We start from the raw sequence: 17830 nt of genomic DNA on the forward strand, positions 1-17830 counted from the left end.
ATGTTGCTTGAAATCAGTCATCTCAGTAAAACCTATATCCGTGGCAATCAGACTTTTTATGCGGTAAAAGATGCTAGTTTAAAGCTTAAAGAAGGTGACTGTGCAGTTGTTGTAGGACGTTCAGGAAGTGGAAAGAGTACTTTACTTAATTTGATTGCTGGACTTCTTACTCCCACAAGTGGCAAGGTTGAGGTGGCAGGTTATAATACTACGTTGTTAAAAGATAAAGAGCTATCATTGCTTCGCAATTTTACGATTGGTTACATTCCGCAGGGACAGAGCCTGCTCTCAAGTTTATCGGTATTGGATAATGTATGTTTGCCATATTTTTTACAAAACCGAAGGAAAGACAAGAGTATGGAAGAAATCGACAAAAGAGCATATTCACTATTGGAACAGCTTGGTATTTTGCACTTAGCCAATGCGTATCCTAAACATTTATCAGGGGGAGAACTTCGGAGGGTTAGTATAGCAAGGGCTCTTATAAATGAACCAAAACTTTTGCTTGCGGATGAGCCTACTAATGATCTTGATACACAAACTTCCAAAGAGGTTATGGGTTTGTTTACAGGAATTGCTCTTAAAGGTACAGCAGTTCTTCTGGTTACTCATGATCAAAGTATCATTCATGAAGGAGATTATATTTATCAAATGAATGATGGAGCATTAGCACCTCTAAAGACATAGTTACCATATATGTAATATTCGTATTCTAACCGCATAAATAATTTTATACTTAATATAATTTTAATTAAACCGTATATTTTTTTGCCTAATAAACATATAAAACATATATGTTTTTAAGGTGGTTTATATTAAGGAGAATGGAGTGATAAAAATGTCTAAAGTGAATTTAGCCCTTCCAGAAGTGAAGATCAGAGAAATCCGTATTAATTCAATAACTGGTTATCAGGGCGATGCAGAGGAATTAGTCAAAGCAAGCAGATGTGGTTTAAAAGATCGTGAAAGATCCTTTAGTCAATGTATGGGATGCGGTACGTCAAAAGCAGCTTGTATGGTTACTTTAATTCAGGATGCAGCTGTTATCAGTCATGGACCAGTAGGCTGTGCGTCTTGTCTTCATGAATTTTCTTTTACCTATCGTGTCAATGCGCCTCTACGAAATCTTCAGCATCCTACACCACGACATATATTTTCAACAAACTTAAAGGAGAAAGACACTGTTTACGGGGGAAATATAAAACTTGCCAATGCCATTCGTGAGGTATATGAACGCACAAAGGCTAATGCAATTTTTGTACTAACGACTTGTGCCGCCGGAATTATTGGTGATGACGTGGAAAGCGTTTGTAATGAAGCGGAAGATGAGTTAGGAATTCCTGTTGTAGCTGTTTTCTGTGAAGGGTTCCGTTCTAAAGTTTGGACTACAGGCTTTGATGCAGGTTATCACGCCATTGCACGAAAATTAATTACTAAACCGAGACAAAGGCGAAAAGACATTATTAATGTGATTAATTTCTGGGGAAGTGATGTATTCTCTGAATGGTTTGCACCCTTTGGGGCGAAACCAAATTACATTACGCCTTATTCTACAGTCAATGGATTAAAGTATGCCAGTGAAGCTGCTGCTACAGTGCAGGCTTGTTCGACATTGGGAAGCTATCTTGGAGCTGTGTTGGAACAGGAATTTGGTGTTCCAGAAATTCCTGCTGCACCCCCTTATGGGATTGCACAGACAGATCGGTGGTTCAGAGCCTTAGGAAAGATTCTTGGAAAAGAAGATGTTGCTGAACAGATTATTAAAGAGAAGAAAGAAAAGTATCTTCCCAAGATAGAAGCTCTACGTGAAAAACTTAAAGGAAAAACAGCTTATGTCACGGCAGGAGCAGCCCATGGTCATGCACTGCTGGATGTTCTTGGAGAGCTTGGGATGAAAGCTGTTGGAGCTGCTATTTTCCATCATGATCCGATTTATGACAGTGGTCGTGAAGAAAATGACCAGTTGGCACAAAGGGTGTCGGACTACGGAAATGTTCCAAACTTTAATGTTTGTAACAAGCAGGAATTTGAGCTGGTGAATGCATTAAACCGTCTTCGTCCGGATGTTTTACTGGCTCGTCATGGAGGAATGACACTTTGGGGGGCAAAGCTAGGGATTCCTTCATTATTAATTGGAGATGAACACTACTCCATGGGGTATGAAGGTCTAGTGAACTATGGAGAACGTTTGCTAGAAGTGATCGAAAATGATGAGTTCGTAAAGAATCTTTCAAAACATGCCATAAATCCTTATACCAAATGGTGGATGGAGCAAAAACCCGACTATTTTTTAAGGGGAGGTGCAGTCAATGAGTAGATCAGGAATCATTGAACAAGAACGTTATACTTGTGCCATAGGTGCTTTGCAAAGTGTTGTAGCCATTCCAAGAGCTGTGCCTATTCTTCACTCAGGTCCAGGCTGTGGGGAGATGATTGCAGGATTTTTTGAACGTTCAACAGGATATGCAGGTGGTCCGACATCACCGTGTACCAATTTTTCAGAAAAGGAAGTCGTATTTGGGGGGATTAATCGGCTGCGGGAGATTATAAAAAACACATATAAAGTGTTGGACACAGATTTACAGGTAGTTTTGACCGGCTGCACTGCCGGGATTGTGGGGGATGATGTGGACAGTTTGGTGTCGGAGTTTGCCAGGGAAGGAAAGCCTATTGTATCGGTGGAAACGGCAGGGTTTAAAGCAAATAATTTTGAATCCCACAGCCTTGTAGTGAATGCGATTATTGACCAGTATGTGAGTTTATTTGAATCGGAGAATGAAGTTAAATCACAAAAGAATACGGTGAATTTAATTGCTTCTATTCCTTATCAGGACCCATTTTGGAAAGGGAATCTTGCGGAATATAAGCGTTTGCTTGCAGGTATTGGACTAAAAGCTAATGTTTTGTTCGGACCAGAATCGGGGGGAGTAAAAGAGTGGCAGAAGATACCGGCAGCACAGTTTAATGTTTTGGTTTCTCCATGGTATGGCAAGCCCATAGCAGATCATTTGAAGGAGAAATATGGTCAGGAATATGTATGGTTTCCTCATATTCCTATTGGAGCCAATGCGACGGAACAATTTTTAAATCAAGTACTGGAGTTTGCACTTAAAGAAGGAGCCGAGATTGATGAAGCATCAGCCCGAAGCTTTATAGAATATGAATCTAAAGCTTACTATGAAGAAATTGATAATCTGGCAACCTTTCTTTTGGAGTTCCGTTATGGTCTTCCCAATCATGCACATATTCTTCACGATGCGGGATATGTGGTGGGATTATCTAAATTCTTGCTCCACGAAGTGGGGATCATACCTAAAGAACAGTTTGTTACAGATGGTACCCCTGAAAAATATCAGGAAGCCATCAGGGCTGATCTTAGGAGTACCAGTGATAAACGGGAGATTCCACTTTATTTTGAACCGGATGCAGGAAAGGCTCAGGAGTTTCTTCGAAAGATTCATCATAGTGGAAGAGGCCTGATTATCGGTTCTGGATGGGATAAGGAACTTGCAAAAGAAAAAGGATATGACTTCCTTTCTGCAGCAATCCCTTCCCCTTACCGATTAGTTCTGACAACGCACTATGCAGGATTTACAGGAGGGCTCAGGGTTATAGAAGACATCTATCATTTGGTTCTTTCAACCTATGCGTAAGGGGGGAGAACGGATGGGCTATCGCATTGGATTTGCCAGTATTGATGGAGCAGTAATTGACCAGCACTTTGGTTCAGCGAGATATTGGCAGATATATGACGTAGACAGTGAAGCACGTTTTGTTGAGACACGAAAGACAGTGGCTAAGTGTCAGGGACATTGTGAAGGAGGTTTTGACCATCTGCTGGATGTTCTAAAGGATTGTGATGCAATATTTGTTCTAAAAATCGGAGAAGTTGCAGCGGCTGTAATGTTATCAAAGGGTAAAAGAGTATTTGAAGCAGAAGGGGAAGTAGAAGATATTCTTGCGGAAATAATGAATGGTCTCTTGATCCAGGAGACTGGTTAAAGAAGGTGTGTTTTATGTCAATAACATTTGAAGAGTTGAAAAAGAATCATCCTTGTTTTGCCTTGGGGGCAAAAAATAATAAGGGGAGGGTGCATTTGCCTGTATCGCCGGGATGTAATATTTTCTGTAGTTTTTGTAAGCGGGAAATCAGCGACACAGAAAATCGACCCGGTGTAGCCAGTGGAATCATTACGCCGGAAGAAGCCATTGAAGTCGTAAGAAAAGCTGTTAAGCTATGTCCGGAGATTACTGTAGTGGGAGTTGCCGGACCTGGGGATACCTTGGCAACACCTTATGCCTTACAAACTTTTCGCCTGATTAAAGAGGAATTTCCGGACATTATCAAATGTATGAGCACAAATGGTCTTTTGCTTCCAGAATACGCAGATGAAATTATCGATGTGGGCATTGACAGTCTGACTGTTACCGTTAATGCAGTTGATCCTGATATACAAGCTCAGATATGCGAAGGGATTGTCTATCATGGAAAATGTTATACGGGGCGTCAGGCAGCAGAAATACTTATAAAAAATCAACTTATTGGAATTCAGAAAGTTTCCGGAGCAGGGATTACAGTCAAAGTGAATACAGTACTGATTCCAGAAATTAATGCAGATCATGTGGCAGAAGTTGCAAAAACTGTTTCAGAACATGGGGCTAAAATTTATAACATCATTCCGCTGATTCCCCAGCATCACTTAAGCTGGTGCAGTGAGCCGAAATGTGACTTAATCAGCAAGGTAAGACAAGAAGCTGAAAATTATATTCGTGTATTCAGGCATTGCCAGCGTTGCAGGGCAGATGCTGCAGGAATTCCTGGAGGGAAGGATGTATCAGGCAGGCTTTATATCCGTCCTGTGGTCCTGGAAAATACTTTTTCTCATGGTTAATAGCAGCGAGTATGACTCGCTTCTATAAAGCTGTTAATTTTTAAGACTGACAGGAGGTGGTTTGATATGTGTAGTGACTGTGATGATATGTCAGATATGTATCAAAAATTTAAGTATTTAGGAGGAGAAATCATATGGCAAATGATTCAAAGAAAAAAGAATATCGTTTTGATACAAAAAAATTACGAGCAGGCTATGATCCAAAGGAGCATAACTATGCTGTATCACCACCTATTTATCAAACCACTTCATTTGATTTTCGTGATGTAGAACATGCCAAGGCATTGTTTGGATTACGTGAGCTTGGCAATTTGTATACCCGAGTTGGCAATCCAACCGTTGCAGTATTAGAACAGCGTGTTGCTGCACTGGATGGAGCCAGTGGTGCTATTGCTTTAGCTTCTGGTATGGCTGCTATAAGTTATACTTTACTCAATGTGGCAGAAGGTGGAGGACGTATCTTGACCTCTCCATACCTCTATGGGGGAAGTACAGACAGCTTTAAAAAGGTTTATCCTAAATTTGGCATTCACTTCGACTATGCAAAGAACCTCGAAAATCCTGAAAAACTTGCTGAAGAAATTAAACCGGATACCAAGGCGATTTATGTTGAAAGCATCAGTAACCCCAGTGGGGTGCTTTTAGATATTGATGCTATTGCAGAAGTTGCTCACGCTCATGGTATACCGCTCATTGTAGATAACACCGTGGCAACGCCATATTTATATAATCCTATTGCCCATGGAGCAGATATTGTGGTTTATTCTGCAACTAAGGGACTTACAGGCCATGGAAATGTCATTGCGGGATTGGTTCTGGAAAGTGGGAAATTTAACTGGCAGAGCGATAAATTCCCTCATTTCTCAGAAAAACTCTATACTTTGCGTGATATTCATGAGAATAACCGCAGTTACCTGGAAATATTCCCAGAGTTTCCGTTTACAGCCCGTATTCGTTTTAACTATCTTAACTATTTTGGGGCTGCTTTATCCCCATTCGATGCGTACCTTGTATTGATTGGCCTTGAAACGCTTTCTGAACGTGTAGCAAAACAAGTGAAGAATGCAGAGATTCTGGCAGAGTATTTAAAGAATCACAAGTATGTGGAATGGGTTCGCTATCCAGGTCTTAAGGAAAGTCCTTATTATGAACTTGCAAAACGGGATTTTCCAAAAGGAGCAGGGGGACTCTTAGCTTTCGGCTTTAAGGGGACAACAGCCCAAAGAGAGGCATTTCTTGATGCGGTAGAGCTATTCAAATATCATGTCAACATTGGAGATGCCCGAAGTTTGATTGTTAATTCACCTCAGACCACCCATAGTGAATTAGAACCGGATGAGAAAAAGATTGCAGACATTCCTGAAAACCTTATTCGTATTTCAGCAGGGTTAGAAGATCCGGAAGATTTAATAGCAGATCTTGAGCAAGCTTTTGAAAAAGCTTATGTCTGATACTTTAAAGGAGTAAAAGGAGGGTAAAATACGATGAGGAAAATGAAAAAACTAACCAAAATCCTGGTATCCATTTCTGTTTTGACGTTGATGTTTTCAGGCTGTGGAAAACAAGCTGCCACTGAAACTCAAACTCAGACCAATAACAATGTAGCTGAATCGAGTACAGAGTACAAATATGGGAAAATTGATATTCCGGGTAAAGATGGATCCCTTTGCGGTGCACCTATATATATTGCTTATGAAAAAGGCTTTTTTAAGGAGCAAGGGTTTGATGTCAACTTAATCTCTGCAGATTTTGAAACCCGCAAAATTGGATTAAATAATGGAACCATTCCTATTGTTAATGGAGATTTTCAATTCTTTCCTTCTATTGAGAATGGTGTGAAGGTAAAAGTGGTGGATGGTTTGCATTATGGCTGTATTAAACTGATTGTTCCAAAAGATTCATCGATTCAAACTGTTCAGGACCTTAAAGGCAAAAAGATTAGTGTGGATGAGATCGGTGGAACTCCCCATCAGGTGGCATCGGTATGGCTGGAGAAGAATGGGATATCTGCTAAACAAGAGGATGGGGAAGTTACCTTTCTTCCTTTCTCTGATGGTAATCTTGCGATTGAAGCTTTAAATAAAGGAGATGTGGATGTAGCGGCTTTATGGGATCCCTTTGGCTCTGTTCAGGAGAAAACAGGTAACTACCGTGTGATTCTGGATATTTCTAAAGATGATCCTTTTGCTGGAAAGTATTGCTGTTTCCTATATGCTTCCGAGAAGTTGTTAAATGAAAGTCCTGAAAAAGTTGCTGCACTGCTGCGTGCCTACAGAGCAGCCCAAAACTGGATTGCAGAAAATCCGGAAGAAGCAGTTGACATTATTATCAACGGCAAATATGCCCAGATCGAAGACAGAGACCTGGCGATTCAACTGATTAAAAGCTATAAGTATCCAACTGCCAGCGACAGAGAGAAAGATCCAACACAAGTATATGACAACGTTCAGTATTTTGCAGAGCAATTACATCAAATTGGCTATTTAAAGACAGATCCGAATACATTTGCTCAAGACTCATATGCAGAGGTTGATATTAACTTAGGTTTATAAGGATTTTTAAAATGATCTTTGCCCGGAGATTTTCCGGGCAAAAATAAATTAAAATTACAGGAGGTATTCTTATGCCCGGTTTAGCTAAGTTAAGATTGTCAGCACTTCCTGTATTTAAAGTAAAACAACATCATAAAAGGTATAAATTAATATCCGATAAAGAGTGGAAGTTTTCTTTTGTTTTAACACTTGTTGGATTTGTGATTGCCATAGCAGTCAATCTCTTTGTAAAGCAAGTAGCAGATGTCGAAATAAAGACTTATGAAGTTTTAGGAATTCCATTAACTTTTAATTCTTTTTACAGGTTAATTCTTTTAGTGATTGTTTTGCTTTATGCAGGTATTGGTATATTTTCATATTTTGATCCTCTAAGAAAAATAAAGTTTGTGGACAGAACTCCTTTTCGTTTTGCTGTGGGGATTGTCCTTGCTATCTGGGACATATTAGGAACAAAGTATCTGATTTTGCCGCAGCCTTTTTTCCCGGGACCTGCAAAAATTCTCGAACCTTTTCTTATGGAAGGAAAATTTATTTTTGAAAATATGCTTTACTCATTAAAACTCTATGCTGCTGGCTTTTCTATTGGTGTTCTATTAGGTGTTACGACAGGCATTTTAATTGGTTGGTTCCCCAAGGTCTATTACTGGGTATATCCCATATTAAAGATGACCGGTGTCATTCCTGCTGTAGCATGGATGCCTTTTGCCTTGACCCTTTTTCCAACTCCATTTTCGGCAGCAGTTTTTCTCATTGTAATTTGTGCATGGTTTTCTATTGCTTCACTGACTGCTTTGGGGGTACAATCCACACCAAAAGCACAATTTGAAGTAGCCAGAACTCTGGGGGCTAAAACTTCATATCTGGTATTTCATGTGGCAATCCCTCAGGCTATGCCACAGATTTTTACAGGTATAGCCAATGCCAATGGATTTGCTTTTACAACCTTGGTAATGGCAGAGATGATGGGCCAGCCTGGCGGACTGGGATATTATATTAACCTGAGTAAAGTATGGTCTGCTTATTATAAAGTATTTGCTTCTATTTTGATTATGGCAATTCTATTTAGCCTCATTACAAAAGTGCTTAGCTTAATACAGGACTATGTATTGCGCTGGAGGAAAGGATGGGTGAAAGAATGAGCAAGAATTTATCTGTAATCAGTGACATTATTTTGGATATGGAGAATGTAAGCCATACGTATTATGATGATTTAGGCAACCATGTAGAAGCTCTTAAAAACATTAATTTATCTGTTTTTCGTGGAGAATTTCTCTCGATTATAGGTGCTTCCGGGTGTGGAAAAACAACTCTTTTAAGGCTGATTGCAGGTCTCGAAAAACCAGATACGGGAACACTCATCCTTAACGGAGAAGAAATTTCAGAACCCGGTCCGGAACGGGGGTATGTTTTTCAAAACGGAGCCCTTTTTCAGTGGCTGACGATTGAAAAAAATATTGCGACAGGACTTAAAGCACGGGGAGTTTATAAAGAGTATAAAGATCTTGTGGGTCATTATATTGAACTTATAGGCCTAAAGGGATTTGAAAAATCTTATCCTCATCAAATCAGCGGTGGTATGGCACAGCGTGTTGCTATTGCAAGAGCACTTATTAACAATCCTAAAGTATTGCTTCTTGATGAGCCCATGGGAGCTCTGGATTCATTTACCCGTGCGGATATTCAGGATAAATTGCTTGAACTGCACAAGGAAAACAATACAACCATGATTTTAGTGACGCATGATGTGGACGAAGCGATTTATCTTTCAGATCGTATTGTCATTATGACACCTCGGCCTGGAAAAATTAGTGAGATTATGGAGATTAGACTTCCTCATCCGCGACATCGCGGCGGCACGGAATTTCTTGAAATTCGCAGAAGAATATTAGAAAAGCTGAAGCTTGCCAGTGCATTGCCTCAGCCAGAGTATATTATATAAATTTCGATTATATAGACTTTAATAAAGTTTGGAGGACAGAGCTATGAGAAAAGAAATTAGACAAATTGCGATTTATGGAAAAGGTGGTATCGGAAAATCCACCACTACACAAAATCTTACTGCAGCCCTTGCAGAAAGCGGGAAAAAAGTTATGGTGGTTGGGTGCGACCCAAAAGCGGATTCAACAAGACTTCTTTTAGGAGTTCTTGCACAGCGTACCGTTCTTGATACATTACGTGATACAGGAGAAGATGTGGAACTCAGTAATATTTTAAGTATTGGATTTGGGGGTATTAAATGTGTGGAATCTGGAGGGCCAGAACCTGGCGTTGGCTGTGCCGGCCGTGGGATCATTACCTCTGTTGGCTTATTAGAACAGCTTGGTGCTTATACAGAAGACTTAGATTATGTGTTTTATGATGTTCTGGGGGATGTTGTATGCGGTGGCTTTGCGATGCCAATTCGTGAAGGAAAAGCTCAAGAAATTTATATTGTAGCCAGTGGAGAAATGATGGCACTGTATGCCGCAAATAATATTGCAAAAGGAATTGCAAGGTTTGCCCGAAAAGGTGGTGTACGGCTGGGTGGCATCATCTGTAATAGCCGCAATGTAGACAGAGAGATTGAACTTCTTAGAGCTTTTTGCGCGGAATTAGGCACTCAGCTCATTCATTTTGTACCACGGGATAATGTGGTACAGCGTGCAGAAATTAATCGTAAAACCGTTATCGAATATGCACCGGATTCCAAACAAGCGGATGAATATCGTAGTCTCGCCAAAGCAATCGATGAGAACACATATTTTACAATTCCAAAGCCAATGTCCCATGAACGACTAGAAGAAATTTTGCTGGAATATGGACTCATGGATTCCATAAAAGACAATTATGCCATATGATGAACAACCATATAAGGGATTTTTTAACCAGACACTTTCTGATGGGATCAGAGAGTGTTTTTTATATAAAAGCAAAAGTGATTTGGAAAAATATTGAAATTATTTTTGGAATATATTGATTTAAAATATATATAATTCAAGAGATGGCTGAAGTAATAAGCTAGTTAAAATGTATAAATATCATTTAGGTATTCGTTGATAATATATATGTTTTGAATAGTAATAATCAAATAAAGGTGAAAAAATAAAATATTTAATAAATTATCAACAAACTATTGCCTTAATTTTGTAACTATGATATAATTCATATCGGAAACGTTACCGACCTAATCTTGGTAATGTTATCTTTCTATAGAGGTCAGGTGAAGGAATGAACAATTATACTATAAAGGATATAGCAAGGATTGCAGGTGTTGGTGTAACCACTGTGTCCAGAGTTCTCAATAATGGATATGGTGTCAGTAAGGAAACCAGAGCGAAAGTTATGGAGGTTATAGAAAAGTGCAATTATATTCCTAACTCCAATGCGAAGCATTTAAAGCAAGTCACCTCCCAAATCGTATGTATCATTGTAAAGGGTACCTATAATCCTTTTTTCCATGATATGGTTGTGGAACTGCAAAAATGTGTAGAAGCGGAAGGATATATACCCTTAGTGAGTTACATAGATGAAGATGAAAATGAGATCAGATGTGCAAATCAGTTAATAAAGGAAAAGAAGGCTCAGGGCATTATCTTTTTAGGCGGTAGTGCTGTAGACAAAGAAGAGGAATTACATAAATTAAACAGTCCTTGTGTATATGCGACTTCCAGTGCCAGCGACTGTAACGTTTCAGGTGTGAGCAGCGTATCTATCGATGATTGTCTGGAGGCAAGAAGAGCTGTAACTTATTTGCTTGATTCAGGGCATAAAAACATTTTGGTTGTAGGAGGAGCAATTTATCAGAAAGATTTGATGTACAACAGATATCAAGGTGTGTTGGAAGCCTTTGAAGAGCGAAGTATGCATTTTGATAAGAAAAATATGTATATTGAATCGAAGTTTTCCTATGCCGCTGCCTATGAAAGTATGTCCAGTTTTTTAAAGCTGAATAAGCCGATTACAGCAGTATTTGCTATGTCAGATGTCATGGCTATAGGCATTGCCAAATGTGTTATCGATCATGGACTTAAAGTGCCAGAAGATATATCTATTATAGGTTTTGATGGTATTGAACAGGCTTGGTTTTATAATCCGACCATTACAACGATTAAACAACCTTCTGTGGAAATAGCGAAAAAGAGTGTGGCGCTATTAATTAAGACCATTCGAGATAAGGCTTTTTCTCAGCACTTAACCGTTTCAGGAAAGCTTTTAAAAGGCAATTCTGTTAAAGTAATGAGCTAAAAAAGTCTCTGAAAGAGATTTTTAAATAAAAAATATTAAAAATGGAGGGAATATTATGTCAAAAAAACTCAAAAAAGTAATGGCTTTGGTTCTTGCTGCTGTCATGTCAACAGCATTATTTGCAGGATGTGGTAATAAGGGAGCAAGTACTTCTACCGGTAACAGTAGCACTACTACAAGTAGTAATACTCAAGATACAGGTAGCAAAGAAAAAGTTACATTAAAGGTTTGGGGTGCGCAAGAAGAACAACCATTGTTAAAAGAAATGGTTGAATCCTTTAAAGCAGCTCATCCAGAGAAAGAATATGATATTACCCTTGCTGTTGTAAGTGAATCTGACCTTAAAGGTAAGTACTTGGATGACCCGGCAGCTGCAGCTGACGTTTTTGCCTTTGCTAATGACCAGATTTGGGACTTATATAATGCAGGTGCATTATATGAAGTGACCAGAAATAAAGACGCTATTATCAGTGCAAATATTGAAGGTGCAGTAGATGCAGCTACCATTGACGGTAAATTATATGCTTATCCGATGACTGCTGACAACGGATATTTCTTATACTATGACAAGAGCGTTATAAGCGATGAAGAAGCTAAGACATTGGATGGAATTTTAGCAGCGGCTGATAAGGCTGGCAAAAAAGTAGTTATGGACATTTCCAACGGATATTACATAGCTTCCTTCTTCTTTGGAGCAGGCTGTACATTAAAGATTGAAAACGGTAAACAAGTTTGCGATTTCAACAATGCAAATGGACTTAAAGCTGCAGAAGCTATAAAGGCATTTACAGCTCATAATGCTTTTATGACTGGTGATGATCCAGTAATAACTGCTCAGATCGGCGACACAGTAGCAGCAGCTGTTACCGGTACCTGGAATGCAGAAGTTATTAAATCAAAATTAGGCGATAACTTTGGAGTAGCAAAACTTCCAACATATACTTCCGGATCAGAGCAAATTCAGATGGGCAGCTTTATGGGTTACAAGCTGGTTGGTGTAAACAGCCAGACCAAATTCCCGGTAGATGCTATGGATTTTGCTGAATGGATTACTAATGAAGAAAATCAGAAACTTAGATATGAAAAGAGAGGTTTAGGACCTTCAAATAAGAACGTTGCTGAAAGCGAAGCAGTTAAATCCAATCCTGTATTAGGTGCATTGGCAGAACAAAGTAAATATGCTGTTTCACAAAAAGATGTACTTGGTAGTTACTGGACACCAGCTGAAGCTTTTGGAGCAGCTTTGGAAGCAAAAGACTACTCAAAATCTCTTCAAGAACTATTGGATGAAATGGTAGCGCAAATTCAACAATAGATTTTCCTGATGAGAAAAACGGCTGGAACTATTTCTGGCTGTTTTTCTATTAGATTTCTTATATTTATATATGTTGGAGGTATATATGGAAGATATTAATGTATCCAAAGAGATCAGCAATGACAAATCCCTCTTTCTTAAAGCCTTGAAAAAAGGTGATCTTGTAACAAAATTAAGCTTCATTATTATGGGCTTGGGATGCATTTTAAGAGGACAGATCGTAAAAGGATTGTTTTATCTTGCTCTTCAGGTATGCTTTATCGTATACATATTAAATAGCGGATGGTATTATTTAAGTAATCTGACTACACTGGGAAAATTCGAGCAATACCAGATATGGAATGAGGAACTTCAGATCTATGAATATAAACCTGGAGACAACTCCATGTTAATTTTGCTGTTTGGTGTTGTTAGCTTATTTATAATTGCTGCAATAATTGTGATGTATATTAAAAGTGTTAAGCAAGCTTATAGGTGCGAATTGTTAAGAAAGGCGGGAAAGAAGCCTTCCACTTTTATAGAAGATGTAAAAGATCTATTCGATAAAAATTTTCATATGACATTATTGACTTTTCCTACGATCGCAGTAACACTTACAATCATTATGCCGCTTACTTTTATGATTTTGATGGCATTCACAAACTTTGACAGGAACCACCAACCGCCGGGAAAGCTCTTTACCTGGGTTGGATTTGAGAATTTCAGGAACATCATCTGGACGAATCCTCAGATGTCCACAACTTTTGTCGGTATTTTAATTTGGACTTTTATATGGGCTTTTTTTGCTACATTTAGTAACTATATTCTTGGAATGCTTTTAGCGATAATTATCAATAAGAAAGGAATTAAGTTTAAAGGATTCTGGAGAACCTTATTTGTATTGACTGTTGCAGTTCCCCAGTTCGTATCATTAATGCTTATGTCCAGAGTCTTCCAGGATCAGGGGATTGCCAATGTAATTCTGCAGAACTTAGGACTTATTAAGACTCCTATTAAGTTTTTGACCGATGGAGACATTGCAAAGATACTTGTAATATTAGTTAATATATGGATTGGGGTTCCCTATACTATGTTGATCACATCAGGAATTCTTATGAATATTCCTGATGACTTGTATGAAAGCGCAAAGATTGATGGCGCTGGCCCTGTAACAGCTTTTATAAAAATTACGTTACCATACATGCTCTTTGTGACAACTCCATATTTAATCACTCAGTTTGTTGGAAACATTAACAACTTTAACGTTATATATTTGTTGACTGAAGGAAAGCCATTCTCTCTTAGCTACTATCAGGCAGGAGAAACAGATTTGCTTGTGACTTGGCTGTATAAACTTACTGTAAATGAACAGAACTATTCTCTTGCATCTACTATAGGGATCATCATATTTTTAATCAGTGCATCATTATCACTCATTGCCTATAATAGATCTGCATCTATTCAAAAGGAGGATACTTTCCAATGATCAATCAAAATAAATCTAATGAAGTAAGAACTGGTTATGGCATGAGAAATAAAATAGCCAATGCCATAATCTATGTTATTTTAACAGTGCTAGGCATACTCTGGATTATTCCGTTGGTATGGCTTATTCTTCAGTCTTTACGAGAAGAACCGGGCGCATACACCTCCTATGTTTTGCCTAAAAACTATACACTAGATAATTATATCAGACTGTTTACTGAGACCGATTTGTTCAATTATCCCAGATGGTTTATGAATACCTTGATAGTGGCAATATTTAGTTGTATTTTATCTACTTTATTGGTTTTAAGCATTAGTTATGCTTTCAGTAGATTGAAATTTAAAGCAAGAAAACCTATGATGAATGTAGCTTTGATTTTACGTATGTTTCCGGGGTTTATGTCCATTGTCGCTGTTTATCATATACTGAAGGCTGTAGGATTAGACCAATCCCTGGCGGCTTTAGTGATCGTGTATTCTGGTGGAGCTGCTTTGGAGTATTTGATTGCCAAAGGATTCTTTGATACGATTCCTAAGGCTTTAGACGAGGCTGCAATTATAGATGGAGCAACTCAAAGCCAAGTATTTTGGCAGGTTACATTGCCGCTTTCAAAACCAATTGTTACTTATACTGTGTTGACATCTTTCATAGCTCCCTGGATAGACTTTATATTTGTCAGTGTCATTATGAAAGATAATTATCAGAATTACACAATTGCCCTTGGATTACATCAGATGATTTCAAGAGAAAATCTCTACAATTATTTCACGCGTTTCTGTGCAGGTGCAGTATTAATTGCGATACCTATTACAATTTTATTTATCATTATGCAGAAGAACTACGTAGAAGGTGTAACCGGAGGTTCTGTAAAAGGTTAAGGTGTGTTGGAGGAGCTTAAATATGAGAAAAGTCCTGGGGATTATATTGTGCTTTGTTATGCTTCTTATGGGTGGGTGCAGTGATCATTTGCAGGTTAATCTTATAGATGACAATTATAGAAATTATTATGAAATTTTTGTTCGTTCTTTTTATGATTCAGATGGAGATGGTATTGGTGATATCAGAGGCATAACAGAGAAGCTGGACTATTTAAAAGATAATGATTTCAAAACTAAAAAAGACTTGGGGATAGATGGGATATGGCTTATGCCTATAATGCCATCTCCCACCTATCATAAGTATGACGTTACGGACTATTATTCCATAGATCCTCAATATGGGACCATGGAGGATTTTGAAGAATTAATCAGGAAGTGCAATGAAAGAGGTATTAAGGTAATTATTGATTTGGTTGTAAACCATACCTCTGCACAGCATCCATGGTTTTTATCCGCAAAGAAAAGTTTAGGGATAGACCCCTGTGGCCAGGAAGTGTGTTCATATCCTGAATTATGCAGGGAGCACAATCCATATGTCAAATATTATAATTTCTCTCAGGAGCAAAAGGCTGGATATCACTCGGTAGATATGCCTTCAGGCTGGTATTATGAAGGCCAGTTCTGGGACCAGATGCCGGATTTGAACCTGGACAATCCAGAAGTAAGAAAGGAAATCGAAAACATAGGGAAATTTTGGATAGAAAAAGGAGTTGCTGGGTTCAGAGTAGATGCAGTTACTTCTTTTTACACTGGAAATACTACAAAAAGTGTGGAATTCTTAAAAGATTTTAATGAGAGAATGGAAGCTTATAAGAAGGATGTTTATATAGTTGGTGAAGTATGGTCGGATGCAGGTACTATATCTGAATATTATAAGAGTGGAGCAGACAGCTTCTTTAACTTTCCTTTTGCAGATAATAGCGGAAAAATAGTTTCTGTGATAAGAAATAGAGACGGTGTTGGATTTAGTAAGTCCCTGGAAGAATGGCAGAGTAAAATAAAAAGTATAGATGAGGATGCTATTGATGCACCTTTTATATCCAATCATGATCAAAGCAGAAGTGCAGGATTTTTAGCTCAGAATCTTGTTCATATGAAAATGGCTGCCAGTCTTTATCAGTTGATGCCAGGGAATACCTTCATATATTATGGCGAAGAAATAGGAATGATTGGTTCAGGCAAAGATGAAAATAAGAGATTGCCTATGGTATGGTCTGTTACAAATCAAAAAGGGATTACTGAAGCACCGCCATATGCAGATTATACAGGAACGATAGAGGCTGGCGTTGCCGAACAAGAGAAAGATCAGAACTCCTTGCTTCAATTTTATAAGGAACTTATAAGAATAAAAAATGAAAATCCTGAAATTCAGAGAGGAAAAGTAACTTCCTTAGATTTGGAGAATCCTGCGGTGTGTGCTTACAGTTTGGAATATAATGGTTCCAAGATATATGTTATTCATAATCTGGCAGATGAACAGGCAGATTTAGATCTAAGTGGAGATAAGTATTCTGATCTTAAGATCAGGGGGGAATTAAAAACCAATGGCGGAAAGATTACCTTGAAAAATGGTAGGCTGACGATGCCTTCCATGTCAACAGTGGTTCTGAAGTATTAAAATTCATGAATACGTATAAAAAAGCAAGCTGCAAAACTATTAGGTTTTGCAGCTTGCTTTTTTAGTATATAGGAAATTCTTTCGAGTTTCCTATATACTAAAAACCTTCCGGCAGAATGCGCATTCGCGCAAGAATTTTACAAGGAAAACTCAATTTTATTGCATAATTACAAATAATTGTTATTTCGATACTGAGTAGGGGTAATTCCAGTAAAAGCTTTAAAGGTTCGGGTAAAATGACTTTGATCATAAAAGCCTAGAAGCAGTGCAATATCCAAAATACTCTTGTTGGTGCTTAATAAATAGGACTTTGCCCTTTCTATTTTGATTTTTTTAGAATACTGCATAATGGTCATGCCCATTTTACCTTTAAAACACTTTGAAGCATAACTCATGGAGATATCCAGGTCCTTTGCCAACTTTTCCAGGGAGACATGGTTTTCGATATTTACGTGCAGATATTGAAGAATCTTATTGACAATAAAGGTATCTGTAACTACTGCATCATAGATAAGAAGATCCAAGTATTTTGAAGCGATCTCCAGTTCTAAAGCTTGAAGCTCTTTTATGGTGGATGCTTTAAAAATTTTCATGTAAAACTTGTTGTAAAGGTCACTGAAGCTTTCCTTAAAGGTGGCTTTTGCTAAAACTTCTCTGATAAAAACGATGTTCCACATAAAAAGGTCATTTTTTTTATGTTCAAATAAAATGTCATTTTCAAGTTCTTCTTTATGTTTATTTTTTATTAATTCAATAATGGCATCTTTTGAATTAGATTCTACAAGCAATGAAATGATAGGACTAAAGAAATATTTATCCGAAATAAAGCCATCCAGAGGCATAAAATCACTCCCTTGATAAGAAACTGATTTGCTTTAATGTAACA

16 protein-coding genes are annotated in these 17830 nt (G+C 38.1%); 15 read left to right on the forward strand and 1 reads right to left on the reverse strand.

Annotated elements, in window-relative coordinates; genetic code table 11:
* From JOD07_RS07035 to JOD07_RS07105, 15 genes are all read left to right on the forward strand, one after another.
* The gene (locus JOD07_RS07035; RefSeq protein WP_158739967.1) at nt 1-687 is read left to right on the forward strand and encodes an ABC transporter ATP-binding protein; all 687 of its coding nucleotides are present in this window, start codon (nt 1-3) and stop codon (nt 685-687) included.
* Between the two features lie 151 nt (nt 688-838).
* Nucleotides 839-2317 (forward strand): nitrogenase component 1, encoded by a 1479-nt coding sequence (locus JOD07_RS07040; protein WP_204613027.1) that lies wholly within the window; start codon nt 839-841, stop codon nt 2315-2317.
* Complete coding sequence (locus tag JOD07_RS07045) at nt 2310-3653, forward strand: nitrogenase component 1 (RefSeq protein WP_158739969.1); 1344 nt, start codon at nt 2310-2312, stop codon at nt 3651-3653. The genes JOD07_RS07040 and JOD07_RS07045 overlap by 8 nt, the downstream gene beginning before the upstream one ends.
* Nucleotides 3654-3666: 13 nt before the next feature.
* Nucleotides 3667-4002 carry a NifB/NifX family molybdenum-iron cluster-binding protein gene (locus JOD07_RS07050; protein WP_158739970.1) on the forward strand — a complete coding sequence of 112 codons (336 nt, stop codon included), beginning with the start codon at nt 3667-3669 and terminating at the stop codon, nt 4000-4002.
* Between the two features lie 14 nt (nt 4003-4016).
* The gene (locus JOD07_RS07055) at nt 4017-4892 is read left to right on the forward strand and encodes a radical SAM protein (RefSeq protein WP_158739971.1); all 876 of its coding nucleotides are present in this window, start codon (nt 4017-4019) and stop codon (nt 4890-4892) included.
* 134 nt (nt 4893-5026) lie between these two features.
* Complete coding sequence (locus JOD07_RS07060) at nt 5027-6343, forward strand: O-acetylhomoserine aminocarboxypropyltransferase/cysteine synthase family protein (RefSeq protein ID WP_204613029.1); 1317 nt, start codon at nt 5027-5029, stop codon at nt 6341-6343.
* A gap of 33 nt (nt 6344-6376) precedes the next feature.
* Nucleotides 6377-7444: an ABC transporter substrate-binding protein gene (locus JOD07_RS07065; RefSeq protein WP_243429272.1), complete on the forward strand. Its 1068-nt coding sequence runs from the start codon at nt 6377-6379 to the stop codon at nt 7442-7444.
* A 71-nt stretch (nt 7445-7515) separates the two neighbouring features.
* Nucleotides 7516-8583: an ABC transporter permease gene (locus JOD07_RS07070; protein WP_204613030.1), complete on the forward strand. Its 1068-nt coding sequence runs from the start codon at nt 7516-7518 to the stop codon at nt 8581-8583.
* Nucleotides 8568-9383 (forward strand): ABC transporter ATP-binding protein, encoded by an 816-nt coding sequence (locus tag JOD07_RS07075; protein ID WP_330576541.1) that lies wholly within the window; start codon nt 8568-8570, stop codon nt 9381-9383. Before JOD07_RS07070 ends, JOD07_RS07075 begins: the two co-directional genes overlap by 16 nt.
* A 55-nt stretch (nt 9384-9438) precedes the next feature.
* Nucleotides 9439-10281, forward strand: coding sequence for a nitrogenase iron protein (nifH, locus tag JOD07_RS07080; protein ID WP_334296500.1), 843 nt, complete (start codon nt 9439-9441; stop codon nt 10279-10281).
* Nucleotides 10282-10651: 370 nt separating this feature from the next.
* A complete protein-coding gene (locus JOD07_RS07085) occupies nt 10652-11668 on the forward strand; it encodes a LacI family DNA-binding transcriptional regulator (protein ID WP_204613032.1) in 1017 nt (338 codons plus the stop codon).
* A 55-nt stretch (nt 11669-11723) separates the two neighbouring features.
* Nucleotides 11724-12983 (forward strand): extracellular solute-binding protein, encoded by a 1260-nt coding sequence (locus JOD07_RS07090; RefSeq protein ID WP_158739977.1) that lies wholly within the window; start codon nt 11724-11726, stop codon nt 12981-12983.
* A gap of 85 nt (nt 12984-13068) precedes the next feature.
* The gene (locus tag JOD07_RS07095; protein ID WP_204613034.1) at nt 13069-14448 is read left to right on the forward strand and encodes a carbohydrate ABC transporter permease; all 1380 of its coding nucleotides are present in this window, start codon (nt 13069-13071) and stop codon (nt 14446-14448) included.
* Nucleotides 14445-15326: a sugar ABC transporter permease gene (locus JOD07_RS07100; protein ID WP_330576542.1), complete on the forward strand. Its 882-nt coding sequence runs from the start codon at nt 14445-14447 to the stop codon at nt 15324-15326. Before JOD07_RS07095 ends, JOD07_RS07100 begins: the two co-directional genes overlap by 4 nt.
* 22 nt (nt 15327-15348) lie before the next feature.
* On the forward strand, nt 15349-16944 hold the full coding sequence (locus JOD07_RS07105; protein WP_204613036.1) for an alpha-amylase family glycosyl hydrolase: 1596 nt from the start codon (nt 15349-15351) through the stop codon (nt 16942-16944).
* A gap of 167 nt (nt 16945-17111) precedes the next feature.
* Here JOD07_RS07105 and JOD07_RS07110 read toward each other — a convergent pair whose 3' ends face one another.
* Nucleotides 17112-17786: a helix-turn-helix domain-containing protein gene (locus JOD07_RS07110; RefSeq protein WP_158739980.1), complete on the reverse strand. Its 675-nt coding sequence runs from the start codon at nt 17784-17786 to the stop codon at nt 17112-17114.
* Between the last annotated feature and the right edge of the window lie 44 nt (nt 17787-17830).

This window comes from Defluviitalea raffinosedens, from assembly GCF_016908775.1.
Classification (GTDB): domain Bacteria; phylum Bacillota; class Clostridia; order Lachnospirales; family Defluviitaleaceae; genus Defluviitalea; species Defluviitalea raffinosedens.

Bases quoted from the DNA above. Each gene is read 5' to 3' on its own strand.
- JOD07_RS07035 (WP_158739967.1), top strand. From the start codon at position 1: ATGTTGCTTGAAATCAGTCATCTCAGTAAAACCTATATCCGTGGCAAT.
- JOD07_RS07040 (WP_204613027.1), top strand. From the start codon at position 839: ATGTCTAAAGTGAATTTAGCCCTTCCAGAAGTGAAGATCAGAGAAATC.
- JOD07_RS07045 (WP_158739969.1), top strand. From the start codon at position 2,310: ATGAGTAGATCAGGAATCATTGAACAAGAACGTTATACTTGTGCCATA.
- JOD07_RS07050 (WP_158739970.1), top strand. From the start codon at position 3,667: ATGGGCTATCGCATTGGATTTGCCAGTATTGATGGAGCAGTAATTGAC.
- JOD07_RS07055 (WP_158739971.1), top strand. From the start codon at position 4,017: ATGTCAATAACATTTGAAGAGTTGAAAAAGAATCATCCTTGTTTTGCC.
- JOD07_RS07060 (WP_204613029.1), top strand. From the start codon at position 5,027: ATGGCAAATGATTCAAAGAAAAAAGAATATCGTTTTGATACAAAAAAA.
- JOD07_RS07065 (WP_243429272.1), top strand. From the start codon at position 6,377: ATGAGGAAAATGAAAAAACTAACCAAAATCCTGGTATCCATTTCTGTT.
- JOD07_RS07070 (WP_204613030.1), top strand. From the start codon at position 7,516: ATGCCCGGTTTAGCTAAGTTAAGATTGTCAGCACTTCCTGTATTTAAA.
- JOD07_RS07075 (WP_330576541.1), top strand. From the start codon at position 8,568: ATGGGTGAAAGAATGAGCAAGAATTTATCTGTAATCAGTGACATTATT.
- JOD07_RS07085 (WP_204613032.1), top strand. From the start codon at position 10,652: ATGAACAATTATACTATAAAGGATATAGCAAGGATTGCAGGTGTTGGT.
- JOD07_RS07090 (WP_158739977.1), top strand. From the start codon at position 11,724: ATGTCAAAAAAACTCAAAAAAGTAATGGCTTTGGTTCTTGCTGCTGTC.
- JOD07_RS07095 (WP_204613034.1), top strand. From the start codon at position 13,069: ATGGAAGATATTAATGTATCCAAAGAGATCAGCAATGACAAATCCCTC.
- JOD07_RS07100 (WP_330576542.1), top strand. From the start codon at position 14,445: ATGATCAATCAAAATAAATCTAATGAAGTAAGAACTGGTTATGGCATG.
- JOD07_RS07105 (WP_204613036.1), top strand. From the start codon at position 15,349: ATGAGAAAAGTCCTGGGGATTATATTGTGCTTTGTTATGCTTCTTATG.
- JOD07_RS07110 (WP_158739980.1), bottom strand. From the start codon at position 17,786: ATGCCTCTGGATGGCTTTATTTCGGATAAATATTTCTTTAGTCCTATC.